Here is a 14,281-nt window from a genome sequence, read left to right as displayed (position 1 = left end):
TGCCTATCGCGTCGCCACAACGACGTGCGCCTGGATCTTGCCCGTGATGCCAGCCGGGCCAAAGCGGTCTTCAACCGCCGAAGCGGCAACGTCCGTTGCCTTCTCCAGAATGCCGGCGTCGCGCGCTTCCAGTTCGGCACGCATCGGCGTGCCCTGGCAATAGGCGACGGCGACGCTGCGGGGTGACTCGCCGAGGCTTTGCATGGCCATCGTATCGAAGGTGATGGCCCCGGTAAACCCGCCCGCCGCCAGCGCGCTGCGGATCTGCGCCTGGTCGTAATAGCCGTGCGGCACTTTCACCATGAACCGGGGCGGGTCTGCCGGGAACAGCGTTGCCATTGCCTGCGTGACGCAGTCGGCGAATTCGTTGTCTTCTATGCGATCCCAGACGTTGAACAGGAATGTGCCACCTGGCCGCAGCACCCGGTACGCTTCGGAAAAAGCCCCCGCCTTATCCGGAAAGAACATGGCGCCGAACTGGCATACCACCGCATCGAAAGCGCCATCGGCAAAGGGCAGCTTCATGGCATCGGCCTGGCGCCACGTGACGGGGCGGCTCGTGCCCAGGCTCATGGCATGTTCCAGCATCGGCTGGCTAAGATCGGTCGATACGATAGAGGTGCCGGCGGGCAGTTGGGCCGCCAGATGGCGTGTGACCGCCCCGGTGCCCGCTGCGATTTCCAGCACGGATGACGGGGCCAGGGCCGCGACTCGCCGCGTTATGTCCCGCGCATATCCGTCGAAAATCATCGGGACCAGATACCGCTCGTATAGCTGGGGAATGGGTCCGGCAAAGGCGCGTTCGCCACTGGACGTGTTCATGATGATCGACTCCACAATAGGTCGATAAGGCCGCCCGACGTTGTGGGCGGCGCGGTTGCCGCTGTGTGCGACGGCGTCATGCCGCCCGCCTTGTAGTGATGGCTTTACGCGCATGCATGAACACCAACGATAGTACGCCTCAAAACCCCATTTCCGATGCGGCGTGGGCCACTTTCATGGCGTTGCCACCCTCAAGAAGGGGGCGCCGAGGCGCCGTTTTATTCGGTGTATGCTTGCCGGGCAAAAATGCCCGGTAGCCATTGCCATCCGGTCCGTTATCTTCCGATCTCCTCTTGTCCCGACACCATGATCAAGGCCTTGTTAGTTGAAGACGATCCGAAGCTCTCGCGCCTGATTGCGCAGTTTCTGGAGCAACACGGTTTCAAGGTCGCCCAGGCCTATCGCGGTGACCAGGCGGTAGAGGCGTTTCGGCGCCATGACCCGGCCATCACCATCCTGGACCTGATGCTGCCGGGTCGCGACGGCTTGCAGGTTTGCCGCGACCTGCGCGCGTTTTCTTCCGCGCCCATCCTGATGCTGACCGCGCGTGAAGACGATCTGGACCAGATTCTGGGGCTGGAGTCCGGCGCGGACGATTACGTCATCAAACCCGTGGAGCCGCGCGTGCTGCTGGCCCGCATTCGCGCCTTGATGCGCCGCCGCAACCAGACGGACGCGCAGCCGGATCAACTGGCGTTCGGTCCGCTGTCGATTGACCGCCAGACGCGTTCGGTCGCCCTTGCCGGGGTGGAAGTCGATCTGACGACCATGGAATTCGAGATGCTGTGGGCATTGGCCAGCCAGGCCGGGCAGGTGCTGACGCGCGACGATCTGCTGAACGCGGTGCGCGGCATTGAATTCAATGGCCTGGACCGCAGTGTGGACGTGTGCGTCAGCAAACTGCGCCGCAAGCTGGACGATGACCCGCGCGACCCGGCACGTATCAAGACCGTCTGGGGCAAGGGATACCTGTTTTCTCCGAAGGCGCACGAGCTCGGCGATGCTTAAGTTCGTTCTGCGCATCTTCGTGGTGCTGGCGATCGGTTTTGTGCTGTCGAACGAAGTGGTCGATCGGGTGGCCAATTACCTTTTCGAGCCCGAGACCGCGAACTACACGCGCGAAGCGGTGCGCGGGCAGCTGCACAGCCTGAAGCTGGAATTGGCCAATGTGCCGCCCGAGGCGCGCCGCGACTATGTGCGCGATACCCTGGCCCCGCATTACGGTCTGGCCTTGCGGGTGATGGACCCGGCCGACTACAACTCGCCCGACTTCGCGCTGACTGACGACGAGCGGCGCACCATCGAAGCGGGCGGCTTCTTTCTGCGTGACAAGCAGATGAGTTTCGTGTCCGCGCTGCCCGGGCCGGGCGCGCAGTGGTTGCTGGTCAAAATGCCGCCCGAGCCGCTTGTCGGCACCTGGGTGATCGTGGCTATCTACACCGCGCTGGGCTTGCTGCTGTGCGGCTTCATGCTGGTGTGGGCGCTGCCGATCTGGCGCGATCTGGAAGCGCTGAAAACCGCCGCGCACCGCATGGGGCAGGGCGATTTGCAGGCGCGCGCCCGCCTGTCGCGCTATTCCAGCATCCGTGGGCTGGGCGATACGTTCAACCAGATGTCGGATCGCATTGCCGCGCTGATCAGCAATCAGCGCGAACTGACCAACGCGGTGTCGCACGAACTGCGCACGCCCATTGCGCGGCTGTCGTTCGAGCTGGACATGATCGACCGCGAGGCGGACCCGGAGGCGCGCAAGCGCTTGGTCGAGGACATGAAAAGCGACGTGGCCGAGCTGGACAGCATGGCTTCGGAACTGCTGATGTATGCGCGCTTGCAGCACAAGAGTGCAGACGTACCGTTACAAGCGCAGGACGCGCGCGGCTGGCTGGATGCCGTGGTGCAGCATGCCGCGTTCGAGGCCGAGCTGCTGGGCGTGCATTGCGAGGTGACGCGGTGCGACTCGGATGACGTCCACCTGCACCCGCGCTACATGACGCGCGCCTTGCTCAACCTGCTGCAAAACGCAATCCGGCACGCGGGCGAACGGGTACAGGTGGGGCTGACCAGCCCGGCCCCGCAGCACTATGTGCTGACGGTGGACGACGACGGACCCGGCGTGCCGCCCGCCGACCGCGAACGAATCTTTGAACCGTTTATCCGGCTGGACGAAAGCCGGGCGCGCGACACGGGCGGCACGGGGCTGGGGCTGGCTATCGTCAGCCGCGTGGCGCACTGGCACAACGGCATGGCCCAGGTGGCCGACAGCCCCCTGGGCGGCGCCCGCTTCGTGATCAGCTGGAACGCCGCCTGACCTGGCGCGGCCCGACCGAACGCGCCCCGACCGAACGCGCCCCGACCGAACGCGGCCCGACCGAACGCGCCGCCGACGAGGTCGCGTGCGTCACGACAAAGATCTTCACAAACTCCATACAAAGCGGGAAAGATCCCGCGACGCGGCATGGATAGCATCACGGCATTCCTCTTTCGCAGGGTATGCGTCCTCCATGTTTTCGCTAAGCCGCCTGGTCGCCATCGGATCGCTGTTGCTTGCCGGCGGCGGTTGCCAGACGCTGCCGCCCGCCGCGCCCGCCACGATCGCCAAAGGCGATTACGCGGCGGTCGTGAGCTACCTGACCCAGCGCATTCCCTACGACATGGCCCTGGCCAAGGTGCCCGGCGTATCGATCGCCATCGTTGAGGACCAGCGCATAGTCTGGAGCACGGGCTTTGGGGTGGCGGATGCGTCGCGGCACCGCCGCGCCACCGGGGACACGCTGTATCGCGTGGGCGCCATCAGCAAAATCGTCACGGCGGCCGGTGTGCTGCATGCCGCCGACGATGGCCGGTTGTCGCTGGACGCGCCGGCCGCGGGCGCCTTGCCCGATTGGCACGTCGAGCCGCGCCGCAACGCCATGCAGTGGATGGGCGCCGCGCCTTACACGGCACGAAACTTGCTGAACCTGCACCCCGGCACGCTGGAGGACACGATGGGCCGCGCTCGCGCCGACATGGCTTACGCCTTGTTGGGCGACATGGTGGCGCACGTGGCCGAAGAACCGTTCGACGCCTATGTGCGCCGCACAATTCTTCAACCCTTGAACATGCCGCGCGCCGGGTTTCGACCGCACGAGCGCATGCTGGAGCAACGCGCGGTGGGCTACCGGCGCGGCCGGCCCTGGGCAGAGGCGCCACAGCCCAACGAGGCGGCGGACGGGTTATGGGTCAGCGCATCCGAGATGGCGCGCTTTAGCAGCATGTTGTTCGCGGGCGGCGCTTACGGAAGCCGGGCTGCGGGAAATCCCGGAGGCAGGGCCGAAGTCAATGTCGACGTCAGCGCCGCCGTCAGCGCCGATGTCAGCGCCAAAGTCAGCGCCAAAGTCAGCGCCAAAGTCAGCGCCGATGCCCCGCGCGTGCTGACGGCGCAATCCGCACAAACCCTGTTGGGGCTGCAAACGGTGGCGGGCGACCGGCTGGACCTGGATTGCCGATTCGCCTTGTCGTGGCTGGCCGCGCCCTGTGACGACGGCGTGGTCACCGCCACGTCCCTGCGCGAACACAGCGGGGCGACGGAAGCGTTTCATTCGCGCTGGGTGCTGGCGCCGCAGGACAGGCTTGCCGTGCTGGTCATGGGCAATTCGGATTCCAGCGAGGCGCTGGTGGCGGCGGTGGCCACCCTGGCGATGCGCATGATGCGCCAGGCCCGGCAGGGCGCCGGTCCGGGATGAAAAACGTACGTGTGGGCACGCGGCGCGTCTGATAAATTGTGTAGACGTTTTAAGTGCCCTCGTACCTTTCTTTACAAAGGTTAATGAGATCAGAGAACTTTTCCGCTCTCGTCTCGATACATTGCCGCCTGCGGCCAATCGGCCGCTTTGACAAGCATGGAGGACGCCGATGTCGGAAATCGTGGTGTATGTCAGAAGCCAGCAAAAGCTGGGCGACCAGATCGTTGCCATGCCAACGCTATATCAGCTGAAAGAATGGTGGCCGTCTCGACGAATCAGCGTGGTTGCGCGTGACGATGTGGGCGCGTTCTACCAGGCGCTGCCGTGGGTGGATGAATTTGTGCGCACCTCGACACTTGGCGGCTATCTGCGCTGCCTGAAAAAAGAGACGCAGGTATCCGTCAGCCTGCATCACAGCAGCGAACGTTTCGGCCTGGTCAATCTGCTGCGCTTGCCGCCCATCCGCCTGGGCTTTCGCCACGGACGGCTGACCGACATCGTGTGGACGCATTGGCACCGCAAGAACATCGCCGAATATATCGGGCAGGCCAACTTGAACATGCTGGCTTCCTATCGTCCCTTTGACGTTGAGCGCGTGCCGCGCGCCTGTTTTGAAGCGCTGGCGGGCTCGCATTTGCGCACCGCGCAAAGTGCCGATGTGGTGATGATTCCCGGCGGCGGATCGGGCGCGTTCAAGCGATGGAGCCTGGCCAACTATGTGCAGTTGGCAGACGGCCTGAAGCGCGTGATGGGCGAGGGCGCCCGCTTCCTCTTCGTGCTGGGCCAGCAAGAGGCCGCTGAGCGAGACGCCTTGCAGGCGATGCAGCGGGCGGACTTTGCGGTTGCGTATTGCCGCACGATTCCAGAGCTAAGCGCCATCATGCTGCGCGCGCGCCTGGTGGTCGCCAACGACTGCGGGCCCTCGCATATCGCGCAAGGCGCCTGTGTGCCCTACGTGGGCATTTTCAACGAAACGAATCCTGAGTGGTTCTGGCAGCGGCCCGGCTCGGCCGCTGTGGTGCCGCGCCGCCCTCAGGACGGCATCAACGCCATCACGCCCGACGAGGTCCTGGCTGCCTGCCGCAACGTACTGGAGCATCATGCGCATCCTGCACACGCTGGCTGAACCAAGTCTTGGCGGGCTGGAATTTCGCACGTTGGAACAGGCAAGTTGGCTGCAAAGGCATGGCTACGACGTAGCTATCGCAGCGCCCTCGGGCAGCGCCGTCAGTGGCGCGGCGCGCGAGCGCAACCTGACAACCGTGGACATCGACTTCAAGCCGGCGTACGCGCCGTCGACCGTGCTGGCATTGCGCCGCGCGGTGAAGGCATTGAATATCCAGGTGATCGACAGCCACAGTCGCGTCGACGGTAAAGCCGCCGCGCTGTGCCGCGACCTGTGCGCGGTGGTTCGAACCCGGCATTTCGCCAAACCCATGCGCACGTCGCCACGCCGGCGGCTGGAATGGCGTTTTGGCTGCGATCACGTCATCGCCACCAGCAACGTGGGCAAGCAGGAACTGCTGGCGGCGCGGCTGTTTCGCGACGACCGCATCAGTGTCGTGGGTGAGTGGGCGGGCGACGAGTTCTTCCGCCAGGCCGAGGACGCGGACGCGTCATTGCGCATTCGCCGAGGCCTGGAGATGCCGGCCCCGGACGAGGCATACGTCATTGCCACCGTGGGCATGTTGCGTCCGGAAAAAGGCCAGGCCGATCTGCTGCGTGTGGTGCATCGACTGCGCGCGCTGGGCGTGCCTGCCGTGGCGCTCGTCGTGGGCATGCCCACCGCCGCCACCCGCGCCTATGCGTACGAGCTGTACCGTTTGGCGATAGAGCTGGGCATCTCGGACCACGCGGTGTTCGCCGGACACCGCAGCGATGTGCCCGACATGATGCGCGCGGCGGACGTGGTGCTGGTGCCCTCGGCAGCGGAAGCCTGGTCGCGCGTGGTGCCCGAGGCTTACGCCATGGGCCGGCCCGTTGTCGCCAGCGACGTCGGCGGCCTGCCCGAAATTGTCGTGCCCGGCCAGACCGGCTGGCTGGCCGCGCCGGGTGACATCGCGGGCTATGTCGACCGCATCTTGCAAATCCGACACAACGCCGGCGATGCGCAGGCGGTCGTGACCCGCGCCCGGACGTACGCCGAGACGAATTTCCGACTGAGCGAAAAGATGTTCCACACGCTGGACGCGTACCGCCGCGCCATGGAGCCGGGCTTGCGCGCGGGTGCTTACCGTTCGCCGTCAGCCGTGTGCGCCGTCCGGGCCTATATCGAACCGTTTGAGGTACAGGCGCACGAATATTTGTTGACCGGCACAGGCGCGCGCGGTCGCACGGGCATCCTGCTGGTTCATGGCCTGGCGGGCACACCGGAAGACATGCGTGCGCTGGCGCTGGGGTTGCACCGTCGCGGCTACACCGTGCTGGCCGTCAAGCTGGCCGGTCATTGCGGCACGCTGGATGAACTGGTGCGCACAAGCTGGCTGGATTGGCTTGCAAGCGTGCGGCGCGGTGCCGACCTGCTGGCAAGCCGCGTCGATCACTTGGTGGTGGGCGGACAGTCGGTCGGCGCCATGCTGGCACTGGCCCTGGCGCAGGAACGCCCGCTGCACGTGGCCGGCGTACTGGCGCTATCCCCCGCGTTCCGTCACGACGGCCCAGGCTTGCCGCGCTACGCGAGGCTGGGCTTGCTGTTGCCGCTTTTGCAAACGCTTTTGCATACGCTGCGCATCGGTCGCCATCGCGTGATTGCGAACCGCGACGCGTCGCTGCCCCGCATCCCCTGGGGGTCGCTGGCCCAGGCGCGAAAACTCGCGGTGTCGGTATGGCGACGGATGCATATATTGCGCGCCCCGTGCCTCGTCTTGCACGCGCGCAACGATGACATCGCCTCGGTCTCGAACGCCTTCGACATTGTGAACCGCGCCTGCAACGCAAACGTGTCCCTGCATTTGGTGGACGACAGCCGCAACGCAATGACCCCGCTTGCCCTCAAACGCAACGACGTGATCACGCGGGTCGCCGCGTTCGTCAACGACATCGTGGAAACGCCGGCGGGTCAGGAGGCCGTCAATGTGGCGTGACGGGCGGGATGGCAAGGCAATTGCAGCGCGACGACCGATCACTTTGCGTCGTCGATGCTGCAAAGCCCAGGCAATGAATCACGGTGTGACGCTCTGCAAACGTGTGCAGGTTCGGCCAGCCCGTCGGCGCCGATTCCCGTCAACGCCCCGCCACCAGTAGCGCCGCGTCGGCGAACGCCCGCGGCGCCTCTTGCGGCAGGTTGTGACCGATACCGCCGGTGATCGTGCGGTGCTGGTATTTGCCCGTGAACTGCTTGGCGTAGGCGGCGGGTGGCGGGTGCGGGGCACCGTTGGCGTCCCCTTCCAGCGTGATCGTGGGTACGGTGATCTTCGGAGCGGCGGCCAGTGTCGATGTGGTGGCGAGCAGGCGGCGGCGCTGCGGGTCAGTGGGTTTGGTCATCGTGAAAGCTCCTGAAAAAGTTCGCGGGTTTGGACGGGCTGCGAACGATTTATAGGGACTGCGCGATGGTGTCGGGTGTCGCAATGTACCGTCCCGGCAGACGGATACAGTGCGATGCAAAACAGGCGGTATTTCCCTTATCTACCGACCCAGCGCGTGCGCCGTCTCTTCCGGTGGCCCCTTCAGCCGCTTCAGGAACCATCTGCCCGCCGGCCCCGGTGGCGTGTCTTTCCGGTAGATCGCGAACATGGCGATGGGCGGGGTGCGCGGTTGAAAAGCCTCGATGCGCAACTTGACCAGCGCGCCGGCCTTCAGGTCCGACTGCACCATTTCCGTGGGCATGTGGCCCCATCCGAAGCCGGCACGCAAGAACGCGTGCTTGGCGCCAAGATCGGCAAGCCGCCAGATCTGGGGCGAAAGCACGCCGAATGTCGCGCCTTCGGTCAGCGTGGTGCGGTCTGTCAGCACCAGTTGCACGTGTTCCTCCAGGTCGCGCGTGCGGATAAGACCCTGATGCGACGCCAGCGGGTGTGACGGCGCGGCCACCGTCAACATGGGCACGTCCAACAGCTTTTCTGCGTCGAGCAGATCCGGCACCGCCGGCATCGAACCGCTGATGCCAAGCCGGCAAGCCTGTTCCAGCACCGGCTGCACGACGGCGCCCAGGGCTTCGACATACAGCCGCAGCGGCGTGTGCGGAAACGCTTGGCGGAAAGCGCCAACGGTGTCCGTCAACGATGCCATGGGGTACATGACGTCCACCACCACCGACAGTTCAGCTTCCAGCCCCTCGGCAATCGCGCGCGCCTTGGACTTGAACCCGTCCATGCCGCCGACCACCAGGCGCGCTTGCGCCAACAGCGCGGCGCCTTCTTCGGTCAGGCGGGGATAGCGGCCATTGCGGTCAAAGAGACGCACGCCAAGCTGGTTTTCAAGATTCGCCAGCGTGTGGCTGACCACCGACTGGGCACGCCTGAGTTTGCGGCCCGCGGCTGAGAAGCTTCCTTCGTCAGCGGCGGCAATGAAAGTGCGCAGCTGGTCTAACGAAACGGCGTCGAGCATATATCTATGAAGTAGATGGATTGCATCTAGAAATATAGGCTATGTGGATACGTGTCAAGTCTCTATTCTGCGGACATCAACTCTTTGGAAAGGATGATTCACATGACCTCGAACCTCAATGCCCACCCCGCCATCCCGGCTATCGGCCGCGCTTTCATCGCGGCAATCTTCCTGCTTAGCGGTATCGGCAAGCTGATGGACCCCGGCGCCACCTTGGCCTATATCGGGTCGCTGGGGCTGCCCAGTCCGGAGCTGGGCCTGGTGGCCGCCGCGGCGCTGGAATTGGGTGGCTCTCTGTTGCTGATAGTCGGTTACCGCACGCGGCCGACCGCCCTGCTGTTGGCCGTTTACGCCCTGGTGACCGCGCTGATCTTCCACCATGCGTTGGCCGACCAGAACCAGATGTTTCATTTTCTGAAGAACCTGGCCATGGCAGGCGGCCTGCTACAGGTCGTGGCGTTCGGCCCAGGCAGCTTCAGCGTGGACAACCGCCGTGCGCAAGCCAAGCGCGCGCTGGCCTGATCGCATCCACCGGAACAAAGGAAACCATCATGACCATCGCGACAGAACTGCTACGGCAACACCTGCAATTGCTGGTTGACGACAACCCGACGTGGCAGACATTGATTCATGACGACATCGTGTGGGACCTGCCCTATGCGCCCAGCCTGGGCCACCCGTTGCAACTTGAGGGCCGCGATGCCGTCCTGCGCCACGCGGGTTGGTTCGTGGACGCGGTGAGCGACTTCCGCTTCTTCGATACCCAGATCGTCGCCACCGACGACGCGCACCATGCCGTCGCCCGAGTACAGGCGGAAGGCAAGGTTGCGGCGACGGGACGGCACTATCAACAAGAGTACGTGGTGTTTTTGACCGTGCGCGACGGGCGTATTGCCCGGCTGCGTGAGTACTTCGATCCGGTGAAGGCAGCATTGGCCTTCGATGCCCCGATTGTGGGCGTTCCTTCAAGGAGCATCTGATGAAAGCCATCCGTGTGTTTGCCTACGGCACCCCCGACATGCTGACCCTGGCCGAAGTGGACGATCCCGTCCCCGGCGAAAACGAAGTTTTGATCGACGTCGCCACGGCGGCGGTAAACCCGATTGACTGGAAAATCGTCAGCGGCTCGATGCAGGCGTTCATCAAGCTGGCGCTGCCGTTCACCCCGGGCGTCGATGCCGCCGGTACCGTCGTCGCCGTCGGACGTAATGTCACGACGTTGGCGCCGGGGGACGAGGTAATGGGCTTCATCGGCATCGTTGGCGCCTACGCAAGCAGGGTAGTCGTCGATGCGGCCCGGCTGGCGCGAAAGCCGGCGGGGCTGAGTTTTGCCCAGGCGGCCGCCATGCCCGCGGCAACGCTTACGGCCTGGCAGGCGCTACACGAACACGGCGCGCTGCAATCGGGCCAGTCGGTCTTGATTCATGCGGCGGCCGGAGGGGTGGGAAGCGCAGCGGTTCAGTTGGCCAGCCTGGCGGGCGCGCAGGTGATCGGCACCGCGTCGGCCAGCAACCGCGGCTATGTTCTTGAACTTGGCGCCACGCAATTCATCGACTATCGGGCAGGCGACTTTTCCCAGCAGGTGCCCAAGGTTGATCTTGTGATTGATCTGGTCGGCGCAAGCACGCAGGCGCGTTCGTGGTCTGTACTGAAGCAGGGAGGCACCCTGGTGTCGACGGTCAGCCGGCCGGACACCGACCATGCCGACATCCCGGCGGGGGCAACCGGAAAGCACTTCACAACCCGCTCCGACGGGCAGCTGTTGACGGATCTGGCGGCGCTATACGCATCCGGTGGTCTGCACGCCCATCTGGATTCGGCCTTTCCCCTGGCGGAGGCAAACCGTGCCCTCGAACGCAGCATGGGCGGCCACGTGCGCGGGAAGGTCATTCTTGATATGTCGGCTTGACGCGACGGGGTGCGAAGGCGCTTGTCGGCAGCGGCAGGTCGGCAAGCGTCCCGTTACCGGCTTCCGACCGCCAACGCCTGTCGCTTCCGGTCAATCGCCGTGCGCGTCTTGTCAATTCCCCCCGAGCGGGCGCCCCTAAGATTCCCTGCATCTCCCCGTGCAGGCACTCTGACAGGCATCCGGCCCCGCTCCCCATGATTACGCTCTACGACCATCCCCGATCCGGCAATTGCTACAAGGTGCGCCTCTTCCTGGCGTTGATCGCATTGCCCTATCGGCGTGAGTTCATGGATGTGCTGGCGCGCAAGAACCAGACCGAGGCGTTCGAACGCATCAGCGCATGGAGGCAAGTCCCGGCGATCGATGACGAGGGTCTGGCCGTTTGGGACAGCCACGCCATCCTGATGTACCTGGCGCAGAAGCACGCCCCGCAGTGGCTGGCGCCGCTTCCTCATAGCGCGCAGATGCACGCGTGGCTGTCGGTGTCGGCCAACGAAATTGCCAACAGCTTGCAGCCGTTGCGGCTGACCAAGGTGGTCAGCCATGCCGAGGCCGCGGATCACCTGGGCGTCAGTGAAGCGCTGCTTGATGTGCAGGGGCTGGAGCGGCGGACGGATCGGCTGTTGAAACAGCTGGAAAAGCGCCTTGGCGTCAGCCCTTGGCTGGCGACCGTACGCAGCGTCGCGGACATTGCCTGTTATGGCTATCTGGCATTGGCAGAAGAGGCCGGCATCGATCTGGACGGCTATCCCGCCCTATCGGCTTGGCGCCGGCGCATCGAAGAACTGCCGGGTTACGTCGCGCCACAACACACCAACACAAAACACACTGGGGAAAAACATGGAAGCGATCTCTCGACCTGACGTGAACGTAGGGGCTGGAAAAAAGCCGAACCTGCTTCGAATCTCTGTGGCCACGGTGGTGGGCACAGCCGTTGAAGCATTTGATTTTCTGGCGTACGGCACCGCCGCCGCACTGGTATTCAACAAGCTGTTCTTCCCGCAGTTCGACCCCTTGACCGGCACGCTGGCGGCGTTTGCGGCCTTTGCCAGCGGCATGTTGGCGCGGCCCATCGGCGGGATCCTGTTCGGGCACTTTGGGGACCGCATCGGGCGCAAGTCCATGCTGACGCTCAGCCTGCTCATGATGGGCATCTGTACGGTGCTGATCGGGCTGTTGCCCACCTACGAGCAAATTGGCGTGTGGGCGCCGATCTTGCTGGTGGCGCTACGCATCGGGCAAGGCCTGTCGTTTGGTGGCGAACTGGGCGGCGCCATGCTGATGGCGGTGGAACACGCGCCACCGCGATGGAAGGGCTTGTTTGGCAGCCTGCCTTTAGTGGGGTCGCCGCTGGGCATCCTGTTGTCGGTGGGCGCCTTCGCCCTGGTCACGCGGCTGCCTGAAGAAGACTTTCTGTCGTGGGGCTGGCGGCTGCCGTTCCTGGCCAGCGCGGTGTTGATCGTGGTCGGGATATTGATACGCCGTGGCATCGACGAGTCGCCCGATTTCGCCCGCGTCAAGGCCGAGCAAACGCAGGTCAAGCTGCCCGTGGCGGAATTGCTGGGCAAGCATGGCAAGGCGTTGTTGCTGTGCGTGGGATGCAAGCTGGCCGAAGTGACGTTGATCTACACCTTTCTTGTTTTCTCGGTGTCGTATGCGGTATCCACGCTGGGCTTTAGCCGATCAGACGCGCTGCAAGCGCTGCTTTACGGCGCGGCCGTGATGACGTTCACCATTCCCGTGTTCGGCATGTTGGGCGACCGCTTTGGCGCAAGACGCGTTTGCGGATGGGGTGGGCTGTTGCTGGCCGTGATGGCAGTGCCGATTTTCATGGCCGTGGGCAGCGGCTCGCTGTTTGCTTACAGCGTGGCCGCGTTCGTCGCCATGGCCTTGAACTACGCCATGATGATTGCCCCCCAGTCCAGCCTTTACGCCGCCCAGTTTCCGCCAGAGCTGCGGTACTCGGGCCTGTCGATCGGCGTGCAGTTTTCCGCCGCAATCGGGGGTGGCCTGGCGCCCATGGTGTCGGCAATGTTGGTGGCTCGGTTCGATAGCATCGTGCCCGTGGGCGCGTACCTGGCGGTGCTGGGCGTCGTTGCGGGCACGTCGGCGTTCTTGATGAAGCCCACCACCCGGGCACGCTCCGCGCCCTGATCTTCAGCCGGCCGTTTACTGATCCCGCTCCAGCGCCGCCGCACGATATTTGTTCGGTGGGCTGCCGAAGCGTTGCTGAAAGCATCGGCTGAAGTGGCTGGCGTCCTGAAACCCACAGCTCAGCGCAATGTCCTTGACGGGGACATGCGCCCTGCACGGATCTTCCAGTGCGCTGCGGGCCAGTTGCAGCCGGCGCTCGCGCACGTACTGGCCATACTGGATGCCGCGCATCTGGAACAAGCGATGCACCCAGCGGCTGGAAGCGCGCAGCGCGCGCGCCACCGCTGCCACGGACAAGTCGTTGTCGCTGATGTGCGTATCCACGTAGCTGGTAATCGCCTGCCAGCTTTCGATGGGGCCGCGCTCGGTGGTCGGCAATTGCTCCAGCGCCTGGCTGGTGTAGATGGCCGCCAGCAAAGAGATCAACGCCTGTTCCGCAAACATGCTGGACGTGGGGCTGACGGCGTCGGGCTGCTCAAAAAAAACATGCCCCAGGCAGTGATGGGCCGTGCGCACCATCGGCAGTGTCGACGCCGCGCGTTGCGCCGTGAACTGCGAGATATCCTGCAAGTGCATGCCCAGCAGGTTCAGCAAGGACCCCTTGATCACGACCAGCCTGGAGTCCGTCAGCATGCGCACTTCGGAAGGCAGGGCGGTGGTACGAAAAATGATGTCGCCCGTTTCCACTGGCAGGCTCGCGCCGTTCTGGCTGATGGTGCCGTGTCCTTCGATGATGAAGCTGGCCAGGAATTCCGCCCGCAGCGCATCGGCCGCGTGTTCGGCCCGGTGCTGCACCGTCATGGGGGTGGATTCCAGGTTCACGGCCAGGCCGCCCGCGCGCAGGCGGCATGCCTGCAAATGCAGACGCGGTTGCAGGGTCAGCGGCAGGAAGTCTCCCGGCAGCACCAGCTTGTTCAGCCGCGCCTGATAGCCGGACAGTTCGGCCTCGTAAAAGGGACGAAAACGGGGGGCGAAATTCAGGTCCGGCTCTTGCTGGGAAGCGGCAGGCGGAAGCGGTTGGGCGGCTTGCATGTCGATGGATGAACCCGACTTTCTGGGCGGGCCAAGCGCCCGCGAAATCATTGTATCGACGCTGATCGCGCACGCACCTGCCGTTTACCCTAGGCCC

Annotated in this window: 13 protein-coding genes and 1 pseudogene; 10 read left to right on the top strand and 4 right to left on the bottom strand. The window is 64.5% G+C overall.

All coding sequences use genetic code 11. From position 1 onward, the window contains the following. Nucleotides 1-3 precede the first annotated feature (3 nt). Nucleotides 4-822 carry a class I SAM-dependent methyltransferase gene (locus tag DVB37_RS23430; RefSeq protein WP_120156922.1) on the bottom strand — a complete coding sequence of 273 codons (819 nt, stop codon included), beginning with the start codon at nt 820-822 and terminating at the stop codon, nt 4-6. A gap of 306 nt (nt 823-1,128) precedes the next feature. On the opposite strand from DVB37_RS23430, the gene DVB37_RS23425 reads away from it, so the two are divergent. From DVB37_RS23425 to DVB37_RS28570, 5 genes are all read left to right on the top strand, one after another. After that, nucleotides 1,129-1,830, top strand: coding sequence for a response regulator (locus DVB37_RS23425; RefSeq protein ID WP_046803828.1), 702 nt, complete (start codon nt 1,129-1,131; stop codon nt 1,828-1,830). Next, entirely contained in the window at nt 1,823-3,130 is a 1,308-nt protein-coding gene (locus tag DVB37_RS23420; RefSeq protein WP_120156921.1) for an ATP-binding protein, read from the top strand. Before DVB37_RS23425 ends, DVB37_RS23420 begins: the two co-directional genes overlap by 8 nt. 193 nt (nt 3,131-3,323) lie before the next feature. Beyond that, nucleotides 3,324-4,544, top strand: a complete 1,221-nt coding sequence (locus DVB37_RS23415; RefSeq protein ID WP_120156920.1) for a serine hydrolase — start codon at nt 3,324-3,326, stop codon at nt 4,542-4,544. Between the two features lie 169 nt (nt 4,545-4,713). Beyond that, the gene (locus DVB37_RS23410) at nt 4,714-5,670 is read left to right on the top strand and encodes a glycosyltransferase family 9 protein (protein WP_120156919.1); all 957 of its coding nucleotides are present in this window, start codon (nt 4,714-4,716) and stop codon (nt 5,668-5,670) included. Beyond that, on the top strand, nt 5,645-7,627 hold the full coding sequence (locus DVB37_RS28570) for an alpha/beta fold hydrolase (protein WP_205571584.1): 1,983 nt from the start codon (nt 5,645-5,647) through the stop codon (nt 7,625-7,627). Before DVB37_RS23410 ends, DVB37_RS28570 begins: the two co-directional genes overlap by 26 nt. Nucleotides 7,628-7,766: 139 nt before the next feature. Here DVB37_RS28570 and DVB37_RS23395 read toward each other — a convergent pair. Both DVB37_RS23395 and DVB37_RS23390 read right to left on the bottom strand, forming a co-directional pair. Next, nucleotides 7,767-7,973: pseudogene (locus DVB37_RS23395) on the bottom strand (alpha/beta hydrolase); the annotation flags it as partial. A gap of 195 nt (nt 7,974-8,168) precedes the next feature. Then, nucleotides 8,169-9,089 carry a LysR family transcriptional regulator gene (locus DVB37_RS23390; RefSeq protein WP_120156918.1) on the bottom strand — a complete coding sequence of 307 codons (921 nt, stop codon included), beginning with the start codon at nt 9,087-9,089 and terminating at the stop codon, nt 8,169-8,171. 93 nt (nt 9,090-9,182) lie between these two features. Here DVB37_RS23390 and DVB37_RS23385 point away from each other — a divergent pair, with 93 nt between their 5' ends. From DVB37_RS23385 to DVB37_RS23365, 5 genes are all read left to right on the top strand, one after another. Continuing rightward, nucleotides 9,183-9,611, top strand: a complete 429-nt coding sequence (locus DVB37_RS23385; RefSeq protein WP_120156917.1) for a DoxX family protein — start codon at nt 9,183-9,185, stop codon at nt 9,609-9,611. Nucleotides 9,612-9,640: 29 nt separating this feature from the next. Continuing rightward, complete coding sequence (locus tag DVB37_RS23380; protein WP_120156916.1) at nt 9,641-10,069, top strand: nuclear transport factor 2 family protein; 429 nt, start codon at nt 9,641-9,643, stop codon at nt 10,067-10,069. Then, nucleotides 10,069-10,998: an NADP-dependent oxidoreductase gene (locus tag DVB37_RS23375; RefSeq protein WP_120156915.1), complete on the top strand. Its 930-nt coding sequence runs from the start codon at nt 10,069-10,071 to the stop codon at nt 10,996-10,998. The genes DVB37_RS23380 and DVB37_RS23375 overlap by 1 nt, the downstream gene beginning before the upstream one ends. A 239-nt stretch (nt 10,999-11,237) precedes the next feature. Continuing rightward, the gene (locus DVB37_RS23370) at nt 11,238-11,861 is read left to right on the top strand and encodes a glutathione S-transferase family protein (protein WP_240433982.1); all 624 of its coding nucleotides are present in this window, start codon (nt 11,238-11,240) and stop codon (nt 11,859-11,861) included. Beyond that, nucleotides 11,839-13,152: an MFS transporter gene (locus tag DVB37_RS23365; RefSeq protein ID WP_120156913.1), complete on the top strand. Its 1,314-nt coding sequence runs from the start codon at nt 11,839-11,841 to the stop codon at nt 13,150-13,152. Before DVB37_RS23370 ends, DVB37_RS23365 begins: the two co-directional genes overlap by 23 nt. Nucleotides 13,153-13,167: 15 nt before the next feature. Here the strand turns inward: DVB37_RS23365 and DVB37_RS23360 are convergent, their stop codons facing one another. Further along, complete coding sequence (locus tag DVB37_RS23360; protein WP_120157621.1) at nt 13,168-14,184, bottom strand: helix-turn-helix domain-containing protein; 1,017 nt, start codon at nt 14,182-14,184, stop codon at nt 13,168-13,170. Nucleotides 14,185-14,281 lie beyond the last annotated feature (97 nt).

Origin of the sequence: Achromobacter sp. B7, from assembly GCF_003600685.1 — a bacterium.
GTDB lineage: Bacteria > Pseudomonadota > Gammaproteobacteria > Burkholderiales > Burkholderiaceae_B > Achromobacter > Achromobacter spanius_B.
This window is presented reverse-complemented; position numbering and strand designations above follow the sequence as displayed.

Coding starts and splice junctions, on each gene's coding strand:
- DVB37_RS23430 (WP_120156922.1), bottom strand. CDS start 822: ATGAACACGTCCAGTGGCGAACGCGCCTTTGCCGGACCCATTCCCCAG.
- DVB37_RS23425 (WP_046803828.1), top strand. CDS start 1,129: ATGATCAAGGCCTTGTTAGTTGAAGACGATCCGAAGCTCTCGCGCCTG.
- DVB37_RS23420 (WP_120156921.1), top strand. CDS start 1,823: ATGCTTAAGTTCGTTCTGCGCATCTTCGTGGTGCTGGCGATCGGTTTT.
- DVB37_RS23415 (WP_120156920.1), top strand. CDS start 3,324: ATGTTTTCGCTAAGCCGCCTGGTCGCCATCGGATCGCTGTTGCTTGCC.
- DVB37_RS23410 (WP_120156919.1), top strand. CDS start 4,714: ATGTCGGAAATCGTGGTGTATGTCAGAAGCCAGCAAAAGCTGGGCGAC.
- DVB37_RS28570 (WP_205571584.1), top strand. CDS start 5,645: ATGCGCATCCTGCACACGCTGGCTGAACCAAGTCTTGGCGGGCTGGAA.
- DVB37_RS23390 (WP_120156918.1), bottom strand. CDS start 9,089: ATGCTCGACGCCGTTTCGTTAGACCAGCTGCGCACTTTCATTGCCGCC.
- DVB37_RS23385 (WP_120156917.1), top strand. CDS start 9,183: ATGATTCACATGACCTCGAACCTCAATGCCCACCCCGCCATCCCGGCT.
- DVB37_RS23380 (WP_120156916.1), top strand. CDS start 9,641: ATGACCATCGCGACAGAACTGCTACGGCAACACCTGCAATTGCTGGTT.
- DVB37_RS23375 (WP_120156915.1), top strand. CDS start 10,069: ATGAAAGCCATCCGTGTGTTTGCCTACGGCACCCCCGACATGCTGACC.
- DVB37_RS23365 (WP_120156913.1), top strand. CDS start 11,839: ATGGAAGCGATCTCTCGACCTGACGTGAACGTAGGGGCTGGAAAAAAG.
- DVB37_RS23360 (WP_120157621.1), bottom strand. CDS start 14,184: ATGCAAGCCGCCCAACCGCTTCCGCCTGCCGCTTCCCAGCAAGAGCCG.